Source organism: Thermomonospora cellulosilytica (genome assembly GCF_014138835.1).
In the GTDB taxonomy this organism is placed as follows: Bacteria; Actinomycetota; Actinomycetes; order Streptosporangiales; family Streptosporangiaceae; genus Thermomonospora; species Thermomonospora amylolytica.
In genome coordinates this window covers 1,548,382-1,566,524 of record NZ_JACJII010000001.1, presented here as the reverse complement: position 1 = coordinate 1,566,524, position 18,143 = coordinate 1,548,382, and the positions used below count along the sequence as shown (strand labels likewise).

At 70.7% G+C, this 18,143-nt stretch carries 24 protein-coding genes; 14 read left to right on the top strand and 10 right to left on the bottom strand.

All coding sequences use genetic code 11. The annotated features are described in order from the left end of the window. Nucleotides 1-31: 31 nt before the first annotated feature. Both HNR21_RS07625 and HNR21_RS07620 read left to right on the top strand, forming a co-directional pair. Nucleotides 32-1,102, top strand: coding sequence for an alkene reductase (locus HNR21_RS07625; protein WP_182704612.1), 1,071 nt, complete (start codon nt 32-34; stop codon nt 1,100-1,102). Between the two features lie 45 nt (nt 1,103-1,147). Next, nucleotides 1,148-1,579, top strand: a complete 432-nt coding sequence (locus HNR21_RS07620; protein WP_182704611.1) for a hypothetical protein — start codon at nt 1,148-1,150, stop codon at nt 1,577-1,579. On the opposite strand, the gene HNR21_RS07615 is transcribed toward HNR21_RS07620, so the two are convergent. Further along, a complete protein-coding gene (locus tag HNR21_RS07615) occupies nt 1,561-1,764 on the bottom strand; it encodes a hypothetical protein (protein ID WP_119726694.1) in 204 nt (67 codons plus the stop codon). The two genes, HNR21_RS07620 and HNR21_RS07615, sit on opposite strands and share 19 nt — an antisense overlap. Nucleotides 1,765-1,925: 161 nt before the next feature. On the opposite strand from HNR21_RS07615, the gene HNR21_RS07610 reads away from it, so the two are divergent. After that, nucleotides 1,926-2,981 carry an extracellular catalytic domain type 1 short-chain-length polyhydroxyalkanoate depolymerase gene (locus HNR21_RS07610; RefSeq protein WP_182704610.1) on the top strand — a complete coding sequence of 352 codons (1,056 nt, stop codon included), beginning with the start codon at nt 1,926-1,928 and terminating at the stop codon, nt 2,979-2,981. A gap of 365 nt (nt 2,982-3,346) precedes the next feature. On the opposite strand, the gene HNR21_RS07605 is transcribed toward HNR21_RS07610, so the two are convergent. Next, nucleotides 3,347-3,775 carry an ATP-binding protein gene (locus HNR21_RS07605; protein ID WP_182704609.1) on the bottom strand — a complete coding sequence of 143 codons (429 nt, stop codon included), beginning with the start codon at nt 3,773-3,775 and terminating at the stop codon, nt 3,347-3,349. Nucleotides 3,776-3,886: 111 nt separating this feature from the next. Between HNR21_RS07605 and HNR21_RS35060 the strand changes: the two genes are divergently transcribed. Further along, nucleotides 3,887-4,705, top strand: a complete 819-nt coding sequence (locus HNR21_RS35060; protein ID WP_182704608.1) for a helix-turn-helix domain-containing protein — start codon at nt 3,887-3,889, stop codon at nt 4,703-4,705. Continuing rightward, nucleotides 4,702-4,893: a DUF397 domain-containing protein gene (locus HNR21_RS07595; RefSeq protein ID WP_182704607.1), complete on the top strand. Its 192-nt coding sequence runs from the start codon at nt 4,702-4,704 to the stop codon at nt 4,891-4,893. Before HNR21_RS35060 ends, HNR21_RS07595 begins: the two co-directional genes overlap by 4 nt. A gap of 117 nt (nt 4,894-5,010) precedes the next feature. Here HNR21_RS07595 and HNR21_RS07590 read toward each other — a convergent pair whose 3' ends face one another. The 5 genes from HNR21_RS07590 to HNR21_RS07575 form a co-directional block, all read right to left on the bottom strand. Next, the gene (locus tag HNR21_RS07590; protein ID WP_312880901.1) at nt 5,011-5,835 is read right to left on the bottom strand and encodes a methyltransferase domain-containing protein; all 825 of its coding nucleotides are present in this window, start codon (nt 5,833-5,835) and stop codon (nt 5,011-5,013) included. After that, nucleotides 5,832-5,954: a hypothetical protein gene (locus HNR21_RS35920; protein ID WP_281402030.1), complete on the bottom strand. Its 123-nt coding sequence runs from the start codon at nt 5,952-5,954 to the stop codon at nt 5,832-5,834. Before HNR21_RS35920 ends, HNR21_RS07590 begins: the two co-directional genes overlap by 4 nt. A gap of 121 nt (nt 5,955-6,075) precedes the next feature. Further along, nucleotides 6,076-6,927, bottom strand: a complete 852-nt coding sequence (locus HNR21_RS07585) for a helix-turn-helix domain-containing protein (RefSeq protein ID WP_182704606.1) — start codon at nt 6,925-6,927, stop codon at nt 6,076-6,078. Further along, entirely contained in the window at nt 6,924-7,445 is a 522-nt protein-coding gene (locus HNR21_RS07580) for a DUF6879 family protein (RefSeq protein ID WP_182704605.1), read from the bottom strand. The genes HNR21_RS07585 and HNR21_RS07580 overlap by 4 nt, the downstream gene beginning before the upstream one ends. Further along, nucleotides 7,429-7,623 (bottom strand): hypothetical protein, encoded by a 195-nt coding sequence (locus tag HNR21_RS07575; RefSeq protein ID WP_182704604.1) that lies wholly within the window; start codon nt 7,621-7,623, stop codon nt 7,429-7,431. Before HNR21_RS07575 ends, HNR21_RS07580 begins: the two co-directional genes overlap by 17 nt. A gap of 296 nt (nt 7,624-7,919) precedes the next feature. Between HNR21_RS07575 and HNR21_RS07570 the strand changes: the two genes are divergently transcribed. From HNR21_RS07570 to HNR21_RS07555, 4 genes are all read left to right on the top strand, one after another. Next, entirely contained in the window at nt 7,920-8,717 is a 798-nt protein-coding gene (locus HNR21_RS07570) for an SAM-dependent methyltransferase (protein ID WP_119726692.1), read from the top strand. An 81-nt stretch (nt 8,718-8,798) separates the two neighbouring features. Then, nucleotides 8,799-9,227: a hypothetical protein gene (locus HNR21_RS07565; RefSeq protein ID WP_119726691.1), complete on the top strand. Its 429-nt coding sequence runs from the start codon at nt 8,799-8,801 to the stop codon at nt 9,225-9,227. 3 nt (nt 9,228-9,230) lie between these two features. Continuing rightward, nucleotides 9,231-9,533: a hypothetical protein gene (locus tag HNR21_RS07560; protein WP_182704603.1), complete on the top strand. Its 303-nt coding sequence runs from the start codon at nt 9,231-9,233 to the stop codon at nt 9,531-9,533. A 221-nt stretch (nt 9,534-9,754) separates the two neighbouring features. After that, nucleotides 9,755-11,044 (top strand): lipase family protein, encoded by a 1,290-nt coding sequence (locus tag HNR21_RS07555; RefSeq protein WP_182704602.1) that lies wholly within the window; start codon nt 9,755-9,757, stop codon nt 11,042-11,044. 77 nt (nt 11,045-11,121) lie between these two features. Here HNR21_RS07555 and HNR21_RS07550 read toward each other — a convergent pair whose 3' ends face one another. The 3 genes from HNR21_RS07550 to HNR21_RS07540 all read right to left on the bottom strand — a co-directional run bounded on the left by HNR21_RS07550 (nt 11,122) and on the right by HNR21_RS07540 (nt 13,179). Then, nucleotides 11,122-11,868 (bottom strand): siderophore-interacting protein, encoded by a 747-nt coding sequence (locus tag HNR21_RS07550; RefSeq protein WP_182704601.1) that lies wholly within the window; start codon nt 11,866-11,868, stop codon nt 11,122-11,124. Then, nucleotides 11,868-12,080, bottom strand: coding sequence for an MbtH family protein (locus HNR21_RS07545; protein WP_119726687.1), 213 nt, complete (start codon nt 12,078-12,080; stop codon nt 11,868-11,870). The genes HNR21_RS07550 and HNR21_RS07545 overlap by 1 nt, the downstream gene beginning before the upstream one ends. Before the next feature lie 91 nt (nt 12,081-12,171). After that, nucleotides 12,172-13,179 (bottom strand): ABC transporter substrate-binding protein, encoded by a 1,008-nt coding sequence (locus HNR21_RS07540; protein ID WP_157995694.1) that lies wholly within the window; start codon nt 13,177-13,179, stop codon nt 12,172-12,174. A 206-nt stretch (nt 13,180-13,385) separates the two neighbouring features. On the opposite strand from HNR21_RS07540, the gene HNR21_RS07535 reads away from it, so the two are divergent. From HNR21_RS07535 to HNR21_RS07515, 5 genes are all read left to right on the top strand, one after another. Continuing rightward, nucleotides 13,386-14,354 (top strand): hypothetical protein, encoded by a 969-nt coding sequence (locus tag HNR21_RS07535; protein WP_119726684.1) that lies wholly within the window; start codon nt 13,386-13,388, stop codon nt 14,352-14,354. A gap of 222 nt (nt 14,355-14,576) precedes the next feature. Further along, nucleotides 14,577-15,212 carry a hypothetical protein gene (locus HNR21_RS07530; RefSeq protein WP_182704600.1) on the top strand — a complete coding sequence of 212 codons (636 nt, stop codon included), beginning with the start codon at nt 14,577-14,579 and terminating at the stop codon, nt 15,210-15,212. A 290-nt stretch (nt 15,213-15,502) separates the two neighbouring features. Beyond that, nucleotides 15,503-16,522 carry a taurine ABC transporter substrate-binding protein gene (locus tag HNR21_RS07525; RefSeq protein ID WP_182704599.1) on the top strand — a complete coding sequence of 340 codons (1,020 nt, stop codon included), beginning with the start codon at nt 15,503-15,505 and terminating at the stop codon, nt 16,520-16,522. Beyond that, nucleotides 16,519-17,313 carry an ABC transporter ATP-binding protein gene (locus HNR21_RS07520; RefSeq protein WP_233358886.1) on the top strand — a complete coding sequence of 265 codons (795 nt, stop codon included), beginning with the start codon at nt 16,519-16,521 and terminating at the stop codon, nt 17,311-17,313. Before HNR21_RS07525 ends, HNR21_RS07520 begins: the two co-directional genes overlap by 4 nt. Further along, nucleotides 17,310-18,137, top strand: coding sequence for an ABC transporter permease (locus tag HNR21_RS07515; protein WP_182704598.1), 828 nt, complete (start codon nt 17,310-17,312; stop codon nt 18,135-18,137). The genes HNR21_RS07520 and HNR21_RS07515 overlap by 4 nt, the downstream gene beginning before the upstream one ends. The last annotated feature ends 6 nt before the right edge of the window (nt 18,138-18,143 follow it).

The following is an 18,143-nucleotide window of genomic DNA, read 5'->3' as shown; positions in this document are numbered from 1 at the left end:
TGACCAGTCGCAACGACCTTGTGGAGGATCCGTGAACGAGCTGTTCGAGCCGGTGACCGTGGGCGGGATCGAGCTGCCCAACCGGCTTTTCATGGCCCCGATGACCCGCAGCCGCGCCACCCCCGGCGGGCTGGTGACCGAGCTGACCGCCGAGTACTACGCGCAGCGGGCCGCCGCCGGGCTGATCATCACCGAGGGCGTCCAGCCGAGCGTGATCGGCCAGGGCTACATCGACACCCCGGGGCTGCACTCGGCCGAGCAGGTGGCGGCCTGGCGCAAGGTGACCGACGCGGTGCACGCCGCCGGTGCCCGGATCTTCGCGCAGCTCATGCACTCGGGCCGGATCGGGCACCCGGTGCTGTACCCGGACGGGGCGCTGCCGGTGGCCCCGTCGCCGATCCCGTCCGGGGTCCAGCTGTTCACCCCGGACGGGATGCTGGACCACCCGACGCCCCGCGAGATGACCCCGGCGGACATCGCCCGGACGGTGCGGGACTTCGCCGACGCGGCGCGGAACGCGGTCGACGCCGGGTTCGACGGGGTCGAACTGCACGGCGCGAACGGCTACCTGATCCACCAGTTCCTCGCCGACGGCAGCAACCGCCGCACCGACGCCTACGGCGGCTCCGTCGAGAACCGGATCCGTTTCGCGGTGGAGGTCTCCCGCGCGGTCGCCGAGGCGATCGGCCCCGGGCGGGTCGGCATCCGGGTGTCCCCGGGCAACGAGATCAACGGCATCACCGAGAGTGACACCACCGACCTCTACGTCGCGCTGGCACGGGCGCTGGCCCCGCTCGGCCTGGCGTACGTCCACGTCATGGAGACCGGCGACCGGGAGACCACCCGCCGCCTCCGCCGGGAGTGGCCGGGGACCCTGGTCGTCGCCCCGCACCCCACCCCGGACACCGAGGTCGGCACCCCCGAGCTGGGGGTCGAGGCCCTGCGCGAGGGGGTCGCCGACGCCGTCGCCCTGGGCCGCTACTGGCTGGCCAACCCGGACCTGGTCGCCCGCGTCAAGGCCGGCGGCCCGTACAACGAGGCCGACCCGGCGACGTTCTTCGGCGGCGATCACCGTGGGTACACGGACTATCCGACGCTGTGACCCTGTCGGCGGGGGTGCCGCGCTTCCGTGGCACCCTTGCTCCTCATGGGAGTGTCGATCTACTACACCGCCACCCGCGGCACCGCACTCACCGACGAGGAACGCGACCGCGTTCAGGACATCGTCACCGAGTCGAACGAGGCCCTCTTCGCCGGCCTGAACACCAAACTCGCCGGCTGGAAGGCCAAGAACCTCGTCCCCGCCCACATGGCCGACGCCTGGGAGTTCTGCGAGGGCCTGCACCTGTACAAGCCCGACGAGAACGACCCCCGGGTCGTCCTCGCCGGCTCCAGCAAGGTCTCCCACAGCGAATGCGGCATGGAACCCATGTACGCCCAGCTGGACCACTACATGCGCGTCGCCCTTCCCCGCCTGCGCCGGGCCCTCCCGGACGCCGAATGGCGCGTCCACGTGGACGACATCGACCTGGAATGGGACGAGGAGGACGGCCAATACACCTATCCCGACGCCCCCTGAGCCGAGGTCGGGCGGGTGGGGAGGTCGTAGGCGCGCAGGGCGTTCTGTGAGGTGAACATCCGGGCCAGGCGGGCGGCGTCCCGGTCGGTCCAGATGCCGGCGGCGACGCCGTCGTTCAGGATCCCCGCGATGGCCCTGCGGAAGAAGAACGCGTCCAGGTAGTAGTGCTCGGGCAGGTCCAGCACCGGCGCGCACCGGCGGCGGACGGTGAAGCCGATGGCGGGGTCGAACAGCGTCCCCGACCGGGCCCCGAATACCAGACCTTTCCGGGAACCGGAAGGGATCGGCGCGCGGACCGGTGATTGCCCGGATGCCCCGCCGAGGCGTTGCCCCGACGCTCGGCGCTATGGACGCAATCACCGTTCCCCTCCGGGGCGCCGGACCCCGCGGGCTCCGCCCGATCCGTCCGGTCACGTTGCCGGCCGCGCTGGCGGCGCTCCTGGCGACGTTCCTGGCGAGCTGGCTGGCCGCCGTGCCCGCCGCGCAGGCCGCCGTCGGCTTCCACGAGGTCACCGGCTTCGGCACCAACCCGGGCAACCTGCGGATGTTCGCGTACGTGCCGCAGAACGCCCAGTCCGGGGCGCCGGTCGTGGTGCTGTTCCACGGCTGCGGCGGGCAGGCCCAGAACCTGGACGTCGGCACCGGCTGGCGCAAGTACGCCGACACCTGGGGCTTCACCCTGGTCATGCCGGAGCAGAAGGACGAGAACGTCGGCTCCGGCGGCATCGTCCCGCACAAGTGCTTCAGCGCCTGGAACCCCGAGGACCGCACCCGCGCCGGCAACGGCGAGGCCAGGTCGGTCGTCCAGATGGTCGACCACATGAAGCGGACCTACCAGGCCGACGCGTCCCGCGTGTTCGTCACCGGCTACTCCGGCGGCGGCGCGGCGACCAACGTGATGCTGGCCGCCTACCCGGACGTGTTCAAGGCGGGCGCGGTGTTCTTCGGCATGGCGTACGGGTGCGCCGACACCGAGGACGACTACTTCCGCACCGGCCTGTTCGGCCCCTGCTCCGGGCCGCTGAACCGCAACACCCCGCAGCAGTGGGGCGACGAGGTCCGCGGCGCCTACCCCGGTTACACCGGCCCGCGGCCCAAGGTGCAGATCTGGCACGGCGGCAGCGACCGGCTGATCAGCCCGCGTTCGCTGGACTACCAGCGCGACCAGTGGACCAACGTGTTCGGTTTCAGCCGCACGCCCACGTCCACCTCGCGGCCCGACCTCGGCGTCACCAAGAGCGTCTACGGCGACGGCCGGGTGGAGACCTGGCTGCTGGACGACATGGGCCACGAGGCCCCGGTCGACCCGGGCACCGGCATCCAGAACTGCGGCAGCCTATCCTCCGGCCACGACCAGCTCTGCGGCCCGTACTACGCGGCCCGCTTCTTCGGTCTGGGCTGACGACCGCGGCCGGGCCGCATGGAGGGGGAACGCGGTCCGGCCGCCCGGTTGAGCGTTGACCACCGCATTCGACCTCGGCGTTCCCTCATCCATGACCTGCTCCCCTCGGCGAGGTCTTCGTCGGCCTCCACGGCTCGGTCCACGAGCCGATCCCAGGCCAGGAGGAGAAGAAGGAACGCGACCAGCGTGCAGCAGACGCCTGCCATGAAGCCGTGGCAGAGGCCCACGCGAAGGCCGAGGTCGAAGGCGTCTGAGAGGTCCTGCATCGGGGAACGTCCATCTCTCTTCGTGGGGAATCTCAAGCGGTGATCCCGGCCGTCCGGGGCTCTCATGCCCCTTGGCCGGCTTTCCGCCGCCAAGGGCGCTCAGGTGCGGAGCGCCGCACAGACCCACTTGCCGGGACCGGGCCTCAGCGGCTCGACCCACACGTCCCGGGCCAGAGCCCGGACGATGAACAGGCCCCGGCCCGTGGTGGCCAGGTCTGCGGGGTCCGGTTCCAGCGCGTCGTCTGCGGACGGCACCGCCGGCCGCGCCGGGGCGTGGTCCAGGACCGCCAGGACCAGGCCCCGCGGACGCTCGCCGAGGAACAGCGTCACCGTGTCCAGCGTCCTGTGCGGCTGCTGAACGGCGTTGGTCACCAGCTCGGACGCGATCAACTCGGCGTTCTCCACCGCGACCCGGCCCAGGCCGAGCCTGCGAGCCCGTTCCCGCACGTAGGTGCGGGCCAGTCCCGGGCTGGTCTGCCACGCGGGCAGGTCCACCCGCAGCGGCGTTCTCTCTCCCACCGTGGTCACCCTGACCCCTCTCACCGACTTCTGTGGTTCGGGTCACAGAATGGCCCGGTCACACTACGCTGTCACGCGTACACAAAACATTCGCAACGTGGTGCAACAAGGAGACCGCACGTGCGGAGCAAGCCGTCCCCGGAACCCAGATCCTCCCTGTGGGCGCTCATCGCCTTCTATCTGCGGGCCTTCCGCGAACAGCACGGACAGTCCACCCGTAGGCTGGGCGAGCTGACGGGGGATTCCGCGGCGACTGTTTCACGGCTGGAGACAGGCAAGGCCCGGCTGGACGAGACCCGCGCCAAGACCTACGACCGGGTGTGGGACACCCGAGGGCTGTTCCAGAACCTGGTGTGGTACGCCAGCATCGGGCACGACCCCCAGTGGTGGAGCCAGTACGTCGAACTGGAGCAGCGGGCGGGGGTGATCAAGATGTTCGAGGCCAGTCTGATCCCCGGCCTGCTCCAGACGGAGGACTACGCCCGTGCGGTGATCGAAGCCGGCGGCCCGCTGGACGCAGGCAAGGCCCTTCAGCAGCGGATGGAACGTCAGGCGATGCTTGACCGGCCGCACCCTCCGTTCCTCTCGGTACTGCTGAGTCAGGCCGCGCTCGAGTGGCCCATCGGATCACCTGAGATCATGCGGGAGCAGCTCGCCCGACTCCTGGAGCTGAGTGAGCGGTCCCACGTGGTGATCCGGGTCATCCCTCGCACCTGGGACGTGGGAGCCTATCCAGGTGTGGACGGAAGCTTCAGGCTCATGATCGGCGATGACTTCGGTGAGGTGGCCTACACCGAGTCCCCCGGCAAGGGCAGGCTGGTGTCGGCTCCCTCCGAGGTGCAGACGTACGTCATCCGCTACGACCGGATCAGCGCGAAGGCGCTGCCCGAAGCCCCGTCACGGGAGCTGATCAAGAAAGTGTTGGAGTCCTTCGAATGAACGAGACCCACCCCACCGACTGGCGTAAGAGCAGCCACAGCGATTCCGGCACCGGCGCTCAGTGCGTCGAAGCCGGCCGCCTGCCCGGCGCCGTGGCCCTCCGGGACACCAAGAACCGGGAGGCGGGTTACCTCACCCTCACCCCCGCCGCCTTCCGGTCCCTGCTGGAGCAGGCCCGCCGGGCCTGACGGCAGAGCACCGGAGCCCCCGCCGGCGGCGGGGGCTCCGGTCGTCTCCGGCCTCCTCACCCGGGTCCGCCTCGCGGTGCTCGGCGGAGCGGACGGCCGGGTGCAGGGGCGGGGCGCTCACATGACGTCGTCGAGGCCGTCCAGCCAGATCCGTTGGCCCTCGGGGGTCACGGTCAGGCCATGACCGATCTTCGTCGCGCCCCGGCCATCGGTACGGCGCTGGGCGCGCAGCATCATGAAGTCGACCTCTCCGTAGAAACGGCCCGTGGCCGTGCCGTCCTCGTGGACGGTCAGGCGGGTCAGTTCGCCGGAGTGCGGGGAGTGCATCCAGGGAAGAACGATCACGCCGCCCGGTCGGGTCTGCTCGACCCAGGCGTAGGGGACTTCGCGCACTCCGCACGTGACATGAACGCGATCGTAGGGAGCCCTCTCGGGAAAACCCTCCGCGCCATCCCCGACCACGACCCGTGGCCGGTACCCGACGGCCTTGAGCCGTTCGACGGCCCGCATCCCCAGTGCCGGGTCCACCTCGACTGTCGTCACGTTCTCGGCTCCGACTCGGTGGGACAGCAGGGCCGCCGTCCAGCCGGTGCCCGTGCCGATCTCAAGCACCCGGTCGCCGCGCTCCGGGCTCAGCAGGGACAACCCGGCGAGCACCATACTCGGCGCCGACAGCGAGCACGTGTACTCCCCGTCGCCGGAACCGATGTCGGTCGCCCCGTCGTCAAGCTGGGTGACAATGGCCATGTCCGTGTAAGCGGCCCTCACCCACTGTTCGGGGTCGCGACTACGGTCGATGAGATATCCGGGCCGACCGTCCGGCGTGCACCATGCGCGCTCCGGGACGAACAGGTGGCGGGGCACCTCGTACAGCGGCGCCCGCCATGGCCCGAGGTCGCCGAGCCGTTCCAGCTCGGCGACCATGTCACCGATCAGCTTCACTTTCCCTTGTCCTTGTCGCCCTTCTCGTGCTTCCCGCCACCGGGCGGGTTCGGCTTCTCCGCCGGGGGGATCGGCCTGTCCCACTTGCCTTCCTGGCTCGGCTTGTCGTGCTTGCCCATATGTTTCCCCTTCGCGTTGAACCCGCTCGACGGCGAACGTCGTACCAGGTTCCCCGAGCAGCGCCTGCCGCGACATTAAGACAGCGCGTCCGCGCACTCCAGGGTCATGCACGTGCTCGCATCATTCGGCATCCCGGAACGTGTCGGCGACCGCTTGCAGGATCACCCGAGCTTCATCGGCCCAGACAGCGTGAGAACTGAAAAAACCGAAGAGGGAACGGTAGTGACCGATGTCTTTGGGGTCGCGAAGCACCAGCCTGCCGGTGAAGAGTTCGACAGTGACGAGACGGTCGTCGTAGACGGTGAACGTGTGGTAGGCCCCATCAGGCACCTGACGCGAGAGAGGCAGCACGCCGAGCCGGACACTCGGCAGGCGGGAGACGGATACCAGGTGATCCAGCTGCACCGCCATCACGGACGGAGCACAGAGCCGCCAACGGATCGCCGACTCCGTGAGCAGGAACTCAAATCGCTTCGTCCCATCATGCAGAATCGCTTGCCGGCCGAGCTTCATCGCAACGGCCTTGGAAACATCCGCGGTCGCCGGATCGATCGGCGGACTCATCGCCGTTCGCATGTACTGGGGCGTCTGGAGGAGTCCGGTGATCAGCGCCGGAAGAAAGTAGCGGGCGTGCGCCGTGTTCTCCTCGAGAGCGGTCAACTCGCGTTGGCGGTGATGCAACCCGCGGCGAACGGAGGAGCGAAGATCCTGGTATTCGGTGTTCGCGACGCGAGCAAGCGCGGTAAGCGCCTCTCGCGTGTCACGATCGACGCCGAGCGCGGTGAGGATGCCCACAACGTCAACAACACTGGGCAACAGCCGGCCGTTTTCAATCCGGCTGATCTTGCTTTGACTCATGCCACAGCGCCGGGCCAGCCGCTCACCGGACAGCCCTGATGCCTTTCGCAGGTCACGAAGCGCCGCCGCGAGTTGCCGGCGGTCCTGCCCCGCCCGCTGCGGATCGAGTTTCACGCTCGGCAGGTCGCCTCGTACTCCCGAAACGGCACGGAAAGCTCCAGCGCCAGGTGCTTCCAGGCGACATACGGCGCGACATCGACGTCTTCCAACAGTTCCCGGCCAAGCTGGCGGCCTTGGGCGTCGTAGTCCATCCGCACGACGGCGGCTTCGTCGAACAGCCAGAAGTCCTGATCGGGCAGCCCCGGGTCGGGACGGTCCGTGACATCAAGGATGCGAACGTCCTCACCGGCGTCCACGGTGTGGCGGTAAACGGCGAACTCGTAGCGCAAGTAGTCACTCAGCGGTCTGGTGACGATGTGCACCCGGCCGATCCACCGACCAGACTCACGGAAGCGGCGCACACGCGTCAGCCAGGGGTCATCCGGCGGAATGAACAGTTCACCGGTTGCGTGGAACGCGTTGTATTCGTCGCGCTCGCCGGCGACGTCATAGGAAGGCAGGGTTTCCAGGCGGAACGCATCGCGCCGGTAGGAGTCGAAGAAGTTTCGCCAGCCGTCACCATCCAAGCGCATGGAACGCCTCCCGCAGGACGTCCAGGGGAATCTCGACCAGGGCTTCGCCTTCGGGTGTGGGCTTGCCCAGGGCATAGCCCTGCACTGCAATGGTGTCGCGATTGGTGGTGAAGACGGTGGGGCAGTCGTCGCGACCGCAGTCGCCACCCGCGATCTGGGTCAGTTCGACATCGCTCATGCCCTCCCCTTCCAGACCGTGCACGAACGCGACTTGGACGCTACGAGGCGCCGCAAGCGCAGTCAACGGTCATGCACGTGTCCGCATAGACCGGCCTGGGGGGACGCTTCATCTTCGGTCTGGGCTGACAGGCCGCGGCCTGGCCGCAGGGAGGGGGAACGCGGCCGGCAGGACCCCGGTCCGCAGGTAGGCGTTCACGACCACCGCCGGGTGCCGGCCGTGCTGAAGTGTCTGGGCGTTCCGCCCGGAGCCGGCGAACCCGGGACGGGATGATCGGTTCGTTCTAGGCTTGTGCCGTGACCCAGGAACCCCCCGACATCGACACCTCGGTGTCCCATGTGGCCCGCATCTGGAACTACTGGCTGGGCGGCAAGGACAACTACGAGGTCGACCGGCAGGTCGGCGACCAGATCCTGCAGATGCTCCCGGACGTGGCCCGGCTGGCCCGGGCGTCCCGGATGTTCCTGAACCGGGCGGTGTGGCACCTGGCCGCCGAGGCCGGCGTCCGCCAGTTCCTGGACGTCGGCACCGGGCTGCCGACCGTCGACAACACCCACCAGGTGGCGCAGCGGGCCGCCCCCGAGTCCCGGATCGTGTACGTCGACCACGACCCGCTGGTGCTGGCGCACGCCCGCGCCCTGCTGACCAGCACTCCCGAGGGCAGGACCGACTACATCAACGCCGACCTGCGCGAGCCGGACAAGATCCTGGCGGGGGCCCGCCGGACGCTGGACTTCGACCGGCCGATCGCGCTGATGCTGATGGGCGTGATGGAGTTCATCACCGACGACGACGAGGCGTACTCGATCGTCCGGCGGCTGCTGGAGGAGCTGCCCTCCGGCAGCTACCTGGCCATGTACGACGGCACCAACGTCGTCCACCGGGAGGCCTCGGACCAGATCGTCGAGGTGTGGAACTCCTCCGGCAACGCCCCGCTGGTGCTGCGCAGCCCCGAGCAGATCGCCCGGTTCTTCGACGGCCTGGAGATCATCGAGCCGGGCGTGGTGTCGGTGACCCGCTGGCGGCCGGAGATCCCGCCGGGCGGCGAGCCGGAGGAGGTCGACGCCTTCGGCGCCGTCGGCCGCAAGCCCTAGCCGGATCCCGGCCCTGCCGCGTCCCCGGACGTGCGCCGGGCGTCCGCGTGCGTCCGGGGGACGACGGGTATCGGCCTGGGCATGACGCACACCACCGTTCCCGAGCCGGGGCCTCCGGACGAGACCGCCGTGTCGGCGGCCGGCAAGCTGAGCGAGGCGCTGGAGACCGTCGAGCGGGCCCGGGGCCACCTGTACTCGTTCCACCAGCTCATCGGGGGCGCGGACTTCGCCGCCGAGGAGGCCGCCGAACTGCTGGCCCAGGCCGGGCACAAGGCGCTGGCCGACGAGGTGATGACCGAGATCGTGGGCCGCAACGTGCTGCCCGGCCGCTGGACCTACCAGGTGGTGGACGACTTCGACGCGACCTACTACGAGCCGTTCCGCGACCTGGAGCGCCGGGTGCGGGACCGGCTGACCGGCGGCCGCAAGCACGTGTACGAGGCCCGGCTCAAGGAGATGCGCCGCACCCACGGCCGTCCCGGCCACGAGGCCACTCCCGAGGACGGGTGAGCCATGGCGCGTACGAGACGGCAGGCCGCGGTGGCGGCGTCGGGGACGTGGACCGATCCGGACGACGGGGTGCGGGTGCCGGCGGGCGAGGTGCACGCCTGGCTGCCGGGCACCAACCAGACGCTGTGCGGGCTCGCGCTCAGCAAAACCCGGCTGCTGCGCTTCCCGCACATCGCCTGGCCGGAGGTGCAGCCCGAGTCGGGCGGCTCGGCCGATCAGGTGCGGCGGGTCTGTCCCCGATGCGCCGCGGCGATGGGCCGCCGGGGCGGCGGCAAGCCCTGGACGCGCACCGACCCCCGGCCGTGAACACGCGGTAGGGGACGAGATCACGGGCCGGGCGCCGGGACCCTGAGGTCCCGGCGCCCGGCCGTTTTGTGAACGGATTGCCAAACCGGCGTCACAAGGCGTGTGCGGTCCGCATACCTTCCGTGCGGCGCCGTGAGTCACAGTCGACGCGATCGCTTTCCCGTGCTGACGGCCCGTTCCGTGCCATGAGGGCCGCAGCGTCCCCCCCTCGTGGAGTGTCGATGAGACTGAGCAGACTGCTGACCACGGCGCTGGCCGGGGCCGTGCTCGCGGGCACCGGCCTGGTGGCGCCGCCGACCGTCTCCGCCGCACCGGCCGCCGCGTCGGCGCCGCTGGCCTGCCTGGCGAGCGACGCCGACATCTACACCGCGCCGGACCGGATCACCGGGAACCCCGGCGACCTGCTGAGCTGCCGCCGCACCGAGCTGCCGCAGATCCCCGGGAACGTCCCGATGAAGGCATGGAAGATCAAGTACGTCTCCACCGACGTCAAGGGGAACAAGATCGCCGTGAGCGGGTTCGTGGCGATCCCCGACGCCCGGTGGACCGGCGGCGGCTCCCGCCCGACCGTCGCGTTCACCCCCGGCACCCTGGGGTCGGGCGGCCAGTGCGCGCTGTCCAAGCAGATGGCCGGCGAGCAGGTCGACTCCTACGAGGCCGGCAACCTGCGCAGGTTCCTGGAGGCCGGGTTCGCGGTCGCCGCCTCCGACGGGGTCGGCTACATGACCGGGCAGGTGCACACCTACACGGTGGGCCTGAACGCCGGGCACGCGCTCCTGGACGCGGTCCGCGCCTCCCGGCAGATCCCCGGCGGGTCGCTGACCGCAGACGGCAAGGTCGGGATCGCCGGCTACTCCGAAGGCGGGTTCAACACGCTGTGGGCGGCGCAGCTCGCCTCCTCCTACGCGCCCGAGCTGAACGTGGTGGGCGCGGCGGCCGGCGGGGTGCCCGGCGACCTGAAGCTGGTGGCCGAGCGGCTGAACGGCAGCGCGTTCGCCGGGTTCCTGGCCGACGCGGTGGTCGGGCTGAGCGCCGCCCACCCGGAGATGCCCTTCGACGAGCTGCTGAACGACCGGGGCCGGCAGGCCGTCGAGGACGTCAGGAGCAACTGCCTGTTCGGGACGCTGGGGGCGTTCGCGTTCCAGCGGCTGGAGAACTTCTCCACCGACCGGCTGAGCCTGGAGCAGATCTACGCGCTGCGCGGCTCCACCGGCCGCACCTGGGGCGAGGTCATCGACGACCAGAAGGTCGGCGTGGGGATCGGCCCGGCCTCCTCGGCCGCCCGCTACAAGATCGGCTTCCCGGTCTACCAGTACCGGGGCGCGCTGGAGGAGATCATCCCGCACGAGGCCGAGGACGGGGTCTTCGACCGGTACTGCGCGGCGGGCATCACCACCGAGTGGCGCACCTACGCCGGCGAGCACCTGACCACCGACTGGCTGGCGTCCGGGGACGTGACCAGGTTCCTCGGCGACCGGTTCGCGGGCAGGCCGCCGGTGAACGACTGCTGATTTCCTGACCGCGACGGCCCGGGCGGTGTCATTCCTCCGCCGTCCGGGCCGTTCGCCGTGCCCGCCCTGGTCAGGGGTCAGACTTCCTGGGCGACGCCCCTGCGCCAGTAGCCGGAGAAGTAGATGTCGCGGCGGTCGACGCCGCGTTCGTTCACCAGGTGGCGGCGGATCTGCTTGACGGTGCCGGACTCTCCGGCGACCCACGCGTAGGGGCGTCCGGCGGGGAACACGGTCTCCTTGACGGCGGTGACCAGGGACTCCCCGGCGTCGCGGCGCACCCAGGTCAGCCGTACGCCGCCGGGCAGGTCGAACGGCTGCCGCTCGGCCTCGGAGGCGACCTCCACGAGGACCCGGGCGGTCGTCGTGGGCGGCAGCGACTCCAGGATGGCGCCGATGGCGGGCAGGGCGGTCTCGTCCCCGGCCAGCAGCACCCAGTCGGCGTGGGCGGGCGGGGCGTACTCGGCGCGCGGCCCCCACAGCCCCACCTGGTCGCCGGGGCCGGCGTTCTCGGCCCAGCGGGAGCCGGGGCCGGTGTCGCCGTGCAGGACGAAGTCGATGTCGACCTCTCCGGCCTCGGGGCGGTGCCGCCGGATGGTGTAGGTCCGGAACACCGCGCGGACCGGCTCGACCTGCCAGCGCTCCCACCAGTCGTCGCCGGTGGGGTAGATCGGGCGCTCCTCGCCCGGCAGCGGGAAGAACACCTTGACCCGGTGGTCCAGCCCCGCGCCGGGGAAGTCCTCCAGCCCGCCCAGGGTGACGCGCGCCATGTGCGGGGTCACCCGGTCGACCCGGGTGACCCGGGCGGAGTAGTGCCCGTACGCCATCAGCCCGCCTCGGCCTCGGCGAGGCTGCGGGGGCGCAGGTCGGTCCAGTGGGTGCGGACGTACTCCAGGCACTCCTCGCGCCCGGCGGGACCGAACGCGGTGGACCATCCCGCGGGCACGGCCGCGAAGACCGGCCACAGCGAGTGCTGCCCCTCGGAGTTGACCAGCACGAGATAATCGGCGTCGGGGTTCTCGAACGGGTTGCTGCTCATCTGCCGTGCCTCCTGTCGCGGGCCCTGTGGGCGGTCTGTCGATGGGCCGCCCCCGGGGCGGTTCGCGGCGTCCGCCCCGGGGACGTGGGACTCAGCTCGCCTTGGCGGCGGCCTGAGCGATCTTCGGGACGACGTTGTCCACCACGTACGGGGCGGCCAGCGCCGTCGGGGTGCGCAGCGGCCAGAACGACTTGAGGTCCAGCGCCACGTAGGAGCCGCGCTTGACCACGTCCAGGCCGGAGAAGATCCGGTCGCCCTCGAACTTCTTCTGCGTGGCGGCGTCGTCGTTGTAGTGCGCGATCAGCACGTCCACGTCCAGCACGCCGAGCTTCTCGTTGCTGAGCTCGGCGGCGAAGCCCTCGCCGGGGAGCGCCTTGATCTCGTCGGGCAGCACCATCCCGAACTGGTTCAGCAGCTTGACGCTGATGTCGTCGGGGGACTTCATCACGCCGAGGTTGCCGGACGGGAAGGCCGCGGCGAACGCGAAGCCCTTGCCGGACAGCTCGGGGTGCGCGCCCTTGACCGAGTTGATCTTCGCCTCGACGTCGGCGACCAGCTTGCCGCCCTCGGCCTCCTTGCCGACCGCCTTGGCGACCTGCTGGGTGATCTGCTGCCAGGTGTCCTCGGCGGGCCCGGTCTGGTACGCGGTGGTCGGCGCGAGCTGGGAGAGCTTGGAGTAGTACTTGTCGATGTAGAAGTCGCCGGCCGCCAGGATCAGGTCCGGCTTGAGCGCGGCGATCTCCTCCAGCTTGAAGCCGGAGTCGCCGGCCTTGAGCAGCTTGGGCTTGGCACCCGACAGCTTCGGCGCGTTCCACGGCGTCAGTCCGTCGGGCTGGATGCCGGTCAGCTCGACCATGCCGACCGGCTGCACGCCGAGCGCCAGCAGCGCGTCCTGGTCGACCTCGCCGAGCGCGACGATCCGCTTCGGCTCGGACTTGATCGTGGTGGTGCCGAGCTTGTGGGTGATCGTGACCGGGAACGCCCCCGACCCGGCCGAGCCCGCCGCGGGCTCCTCAGTGTCACCACCGCACGCCGCCACCAGGCCGAGGCCCAGCACCAGCGCGCTCGTCGCGGCCAGCCGCCGCATCAACGTACGCATGGGGGATGCGTGTCCTTCCTGTGCTGTCAGCGCCGCACCAATATCATTAGGTAAGGCTTGCCTAACTTAGCAAGCCCTCACCCCTCCACGGAACCCGCCCACCTGCATCAGTTGCGCAACACTCGCCGGGAACGCCCGCCGCCGCCCTTTGTCGTACCGGGGCGGCATGATGTGACCGTCCCGGCGGTCCCCGGTCAGGAGCGCGCATGCCCCGTACGAGCCGTCAGCGCCCGGTCGATCTGGTCGCGCTGTTCCCCGAGTTGGCCCGGTACCAGCGGACGGCGACCCGCCTGCACCCGCGCCGCGGCAACCCCGGCGTCCACGACAGCTCGGTGGGCGGCCCCCTGCTGTGGCCCGCCGACGAGCCGTGGCCGGTCTGCGCCGGGCCGCATCACGTCACGGACGCTCTGCCCGTACGTACTGCGGAGGTACGAGCCGACCGGCAGGGGCTCATGAAGGACCAGCCATGGGACGCCCTCTACCTGGACGTCAAGAAGACGAATCGGGAGATCCTGCAGGCCGGGCCGCTGCCGCTGATGGCGGTGGCCCAGATCTACAAGCGTGACGTGCCCGGACTGCCCGTCCCCGACGGCAAGGACGTGTTGCAGGTGCTCTGGTGCCCGCTGCGGGGCCACCAGGGCCATCCTGACGACTGGCTGAACATGCCCGCCCTGCACCTGGTATGGTGCCGCGCCGCCGATGTCGGCGAGGTGCTGACCGAGCAGCCCGAGCCACCGTTCCTCGCCTATGAGAGTTACCTGCCGGAGTCGTGCGTGCTGCACCCGGAGGAGGTCACCGAGTTCGAGTACGCGGACCTGCTGCCGGAGCCGCTGCGGACGGCCGTGGACGAGTGGGACGAGGAGAACGGCCGCCCGTACCAGGAGTGGTCCATCGCCGACGGGTGGAAGGTCGGCGGATACGCCTCCTGGCACCTGACCGATCCGTACCCCATGATCTGTGACTGCGGCAGCGACATGCGCCTGCTGCTGACCATCGCCAGCAAGGAGTGGCAGGGCCGTGACGGCCTCTGGCGACCCGTCGAGGACGCGGACGCAGACGCGGACCACCGGGACGCCTGCACACCCACCAAGGTCACCATCGGCCGCGGGTACAGCCTGTGGATCTTCCGGTGCCCCGAGTCGTTCGACCACCGGCACCGGATCAGCGTGCAGTAAGCCCGGCCCGAATTCCTCGGGGCGAACAGCGCCACGCGGTGCGACGATCTCATTACCAGGGTGCCGTTCGGTGGTGGAGGGAGGTGGTATGGGGCTTGGCGGCTGGAAGGGCGCGTCGAGGTTCGGGGCCTGCTGCATCCGGGCATCGTCCCGCTCCTGACCGAGGGGCTGTCGCCACGCCGTCCTGATGTCCGGTAAACGAGGCTGTCCTAACCTTCCGTCATGGGCTCGCCGCAGGATCCCCCGACTGCCGAGGAAAGACCCGCCGGGCGGCTGCTGAATTCGCTGGCGTGGGCGCTGGCCGTTCCCACTCTGGTGCTGCTGGGCGGCGCCCTGGCGCAGTATCCGTTCGCCCTCGTCTTCTACGGGGGCATCATTCTCAGCCTGGGAACGTGGGCGGTCGCGGCCTCGGTCATGGGCGGTTTCTGGGGGCGGACGTGGCCGACCCTCCTGATGTCGCTGAGCCTGCTGGCGTTGCTGCTGTTCGGCGGCCCCGCCTACGCCGAGCTCTACATGAAACGCCTGGGCGAGCCGGCTCCCGCCGTCGTGGTCCAGAATCACGATCGCTCCCAGGAGGGCGAGCGCCTGCCCGACGGCGACGGCGACCTGCTGTGCACCGTGGTCGAGCTGACCGGCGAACCCACCGTGCACAAGGTGTCCCAACGGGAGAACTGCTGGGGCCAGTTCAAGGCGGGACAGCGCATCACCATCCTCAAGGACCCGATCGGCCTCCTCGAGCCCCGGCTGCCGGACGGCCCCGGCCAGTCCGACCACTTCGGCCTCACCGTGGGCGTCACCGCGTTCACCTACCTGCTGACCTTCGCCACCGTCCTGTACGCCGGCCGGCGCCGCCGCTGACGCGAGACGGCATAGGAGGCCACGAGGCAGACGACGGGCTCTGCCTATCAAACAAGTAGGAATAGTTGACTTTTGTGCCGTTCACGTGCTCTGATACCGGCATGCGCGTTCGGCTCGCCCTCACCCGGCAGCGGCACGTGGACTACCTCCGCGTGACCGCCGCGAGCTGTCCCTTCTGAACGGCCGGCCGGCCGGATCTCGCGTCCCGGTGCCGCCCCGAGCGGGCGCCCGGATCCACCCCCGTCATCTGAGGGCGCACGCCGTCCCCTCTTGCTAGGAGCACCTTCGTCATGCCCGACAAACGCCTTGCCGCCGCGATCGCCCTGGTCCTCGCCGCCACCGGCTGCGCGGGCGCCGCGGGCGGCGGTACGGCCGGTCCGCTCCGGATCGGCTACTTCCAGGGCGCGGTCGCCGGTCCGGAATCCGTCGTCGCCGCCAACGAGGAACTGGCCTCCAAGGTCCCCGCCCGGATCGAGCTGCGGCCGATCGACAGCGGGGTCGCCGGGATGGCCCAGCTCCGCGCCGGGGCGTTCCCGGTGGTCTCGGGCGTCGGCAACCCGCCGTTCGTGGGCGCCTTCACCAACGGCACGGACGTGCGGGTGGTCTTCGCCGAGAGCCTGGACCAGTCCGGCCTGGCCGTGAACGACGAGATCGAGTCGCCGTCCGACCTGAGGAAGATCGGCGTGCTGGTGGGCTCCACGCTGGACTTCCAGCTCCGCGGCTGGCTCAAGGAGCAGGGCCTGACCGGCAAGGTGCAGATCGCCAGCTTCGCCAGCGAGGCTGCCGAGGCCGCCGCCTGGAAGGCCGGGAAGATCGACGCGGTGTTCATCAGCCAGGCGTTCCTGCTGGAGCTCAGGCGGCACGGGGCGAGGGTCCTGGTCGGCTCCGCGGAGATCGCCGAGAAGGGGTATGCCGCCGTCAACCTGCTCGCCGTCTCCAGCGCCTACATCAGGCAGAACCCGCAGGCCGTGCAGGCGCTCGTCTGCCAGATCTCCAGGGCGCAGACCCTGGTCAAGGGACCGCAGGGCGAGCGGTACATCAGGCCCGCCGCCCGCTTCCTCGGCGTCAGGCCCGAGGACGCGGTGGAGGCCACCAGGAACTACCCGTACATCCCGGCCGCCGAGGAGACCTCCTGGCTCAAGGGGCCGGACGGCAGGGCTGCCTCCGGAAGGCTCGTGCAGAACTTCCGGCTGACCGCCGAGTTCCTGGTGAGCCAGGGCCGCGCCAAGACCGTTCCGGGCACCGAGCAGATCGCCGCGCATGTGGACCCGACGTTCTGGGACAAGGCCCAGGCGGGGGGCTGCAAGTGAGCGCCGTCGCCGAGGAGCGGGTGGGCGCCCAGCAGTCGGCCGGGGTCCGGCTGCGGGACGTGCGCAAGACGTTCCGCAACCGGCGGCGTCCCGTCCGCACCGCGCTGGACGGGGTGAGCCTGGACGTGGCGCCGGGCGAGTTCCTGTGCCTGCTGGGGCCGTCCGGGTGCGGCAAGTCCACGCTGCTGAACATCCTGGCGGGCTTCGTCCCGGCCGACTCCGGGCAGGTGCTGGTCGACGGGCGGCCGGTGACCGGGCCCGGCCCCGACCGGGGCGTGCTGTTCCAGACGCCGATGCTCTTCCCCTGGCTGACCACCTGGCAGAACGTGCTGTACGGCCCCAAGGCCCGCGGCGCGCTCACCCGGCAGGTGCGCGAGGAGGCCGAACGGCTGCTGGAGACGGTGGGCCTCGCCGACGCCCGCGACGCCTACCCGCACGAGCTGTCCGGCGGGATGCGGCACCGCGCCGCGTTCGCCCGCGTGCTGATCAACCGGCCCGGCCTGCTGCTGATGGACGAGCCGTTCGGGGCGCTGGACGCGATCACCCGGGCGAACATGCAGCGCTTCCTGCTGGAGCTGTGGCAGGGGCGGCGGATGACGATCGTCTTCGTCACCCACGACGTGGAGGAGGCGACCCTGCTGGGCGACCGGGTGTGCGTGCTGTCCGGGCCGCCCGGCGCGACCGAGGCCGTGCTCGACATCGGCCTGCGGCGGCCCCGGACCTACGAGGACACCGAGACGCTGGAGTTCGTCACCGCCAAGCGCCGCATCCGGGAGGTGCTGGAGCGATGACGGTCACCGAGGCGCCCGAGGCCGTCGTCACGGCGGGGCCGGCGCGGCGGCGCCGCTCGCGGCGCCGGGCGCGGATGGGCGCGCTGGCCCTGACGCTGACCGCGGCGGTCTGGCAGATCGCCGCGATGGTCATCGGCGACACCGTCACGCTGCCGACCGTGCCGGAGACCGCGCGCACGTTCGTGACGTACCTGACCAAGCCGTATCCGGAGGTCCAGGGCAAGACGCTGGTCGAGGACGCGCTGATCAGCACCGGCCGCATCCTGGCCGGGTTCGTCCTCGGCACGCTGGCGGGCCTGCTGCTGGGCGCGGCGATGGCCGGGGTGCGGGCGATCCGCGAGCTGGCCGACCCGATCATCGAGGTGGTCCGGCCGCTGCCGCCGATCGCGTTCATCCCGCTGCTGGTGGTGTGGCTGGGGATCGGCGAGCCCGCCAAGATCGCGCTGATCTTCTTCGGGGTGCTGCCGGTCGTGACCATCGCGACGCTCGGCGCGCTGGACGCGGTGCCCGCCGAACTGCTGCACGCCAGCCGCAGCCTGGGCGCCTCCCCGGCGTACACGATGCTGCACGTGCGGCTGCGGGCCGCGGTGCCGGGCGTCATCACCGGGCTGCGCATCGCCATGGGCGGCGCCTGGACCAGCATCATCGCCGCCGAGATGATCGCCGCCACCGGAGGCGTCGGCCATCTGATCCTGCAGGCCGGCAACTACCTGCAGACCCCCCTGATCTTCTGCGGCATCGCCGAGATCGCCGTGCTCGGCCTCGCCTTCGACGGCCTGCTGCGGCTGCTGCTGCGGCTGGCCGACCCGACGGTGCGCCGCTGAAATCCC

Coding starts and splice junctions, on each gene's coding strand:
- HNR21_RS07565 (WP_119726691.1), top strand. CDS start 8,799: ATGACGCACACCACCGTTCCCGAGCCGGGGCCTCCGGACGAGACCGCC.
- HNR21_RS07620 (WP_182704611.1), top strand. CDS start 1,148: ATGGGAGTGTCGATCTACTACACCGCCACCCGCGGCACCGCACTCACC.
- HNR21_RS07555 (WP_182704602.1), top strand. CDS start 9,755: ATGAGACTGAGCAGACTGCTGACCACGGCGCTGGCCGGGGCCGTGCTC.
- HNR21_RS07525 (WP_182704599.1), top strand. CDS start 15,503: ATGCCCGACAAACGCCTTGCCGCCGCGATCGCCCTGGTCCTCGCCGCC.
- HNR21_RS07610 (WP_182704610.1), top strand. CDS start 1,926: ATGGACGCAATCACCGTTCCCCTCCGGGGCGCCGGACCCCGCGGGCTC.
- HNR21_RS07580 (WP_182704605.1), bottom strand. CDS start 7,445: ATGCGCTTGGATGGTGACGGCTGGCGAAACTTCTTCGACTCCTACCGG.
- HNR21_RS07530 (WP_182704600.1), top strand. CDS start 14,577: ATGGGCTCGCCGCAGGATCCCCCGACTGCCGAGGAAAGACCCGCCGGG.
- HNR21_RS07550 (WP_182704601.1), bottom strand. CDS start 11,868: ATGGCGTACGGGCACTACTCCGCCCGGGTCACCCGGGTCGACCGGGTG.
- HNR21_RS07595 (WP_182704607.1), top strand. CDS start 4,702: ATGAACGAGACCCACCCCACCGACTGGCGTAAGAGCAGCCACAGCGAT.
- HNR21_RS07540 (WP_157995694.1), bottom strand. CDS start 13,179: ATGCGTACGTTGATGCGGCGGCTGGCCGCGACGAGCGCGCTGGTGCTG.
- HNR21_RS07545 (WP_119726687.1), bottom strand. CDS start 12,080: ATGAGCAGCAACCCGTTCGAGAACCCCGACGCCGATTATCTCGTGCTG.
- HNR21_RS35920 (WP_281402030.1), bottom strand. CDS start 5,954: ATGGGCAAGCACGACAAGCCGAGCCAGGAAGGCAAGTGGGACAGGCCG.
- HNR21_RS07515 (WP_182704598.1), top strand. CDS start 17,310: ATGACGGTCACCGAGGCGCCCGAGGCCGTCGTCACGGCGGGGCCGGCG.
- HNR21_RS07575 (WP_182704604.1), bottom strand. CDS start 7,623: ATGAGCGATGTCGAACTGACCCAGATCGCGGGTGGCGACTGCGGTCGC.
- HNR21_RS07560 (WP_182704603.1), top strand. CDS start 9,231: ATGGCGCGTACGAGACGGCAGGCCGCGGTGGCGGCGTCGGGGACGTGG.
- HNR21_RS07535 (WP_119726684.1), top strand. CDS start 13,386: ATGCCCCGTACGAGCCGTCAGCGCCCGGTCGATCTGGTCGCGCTGTTC.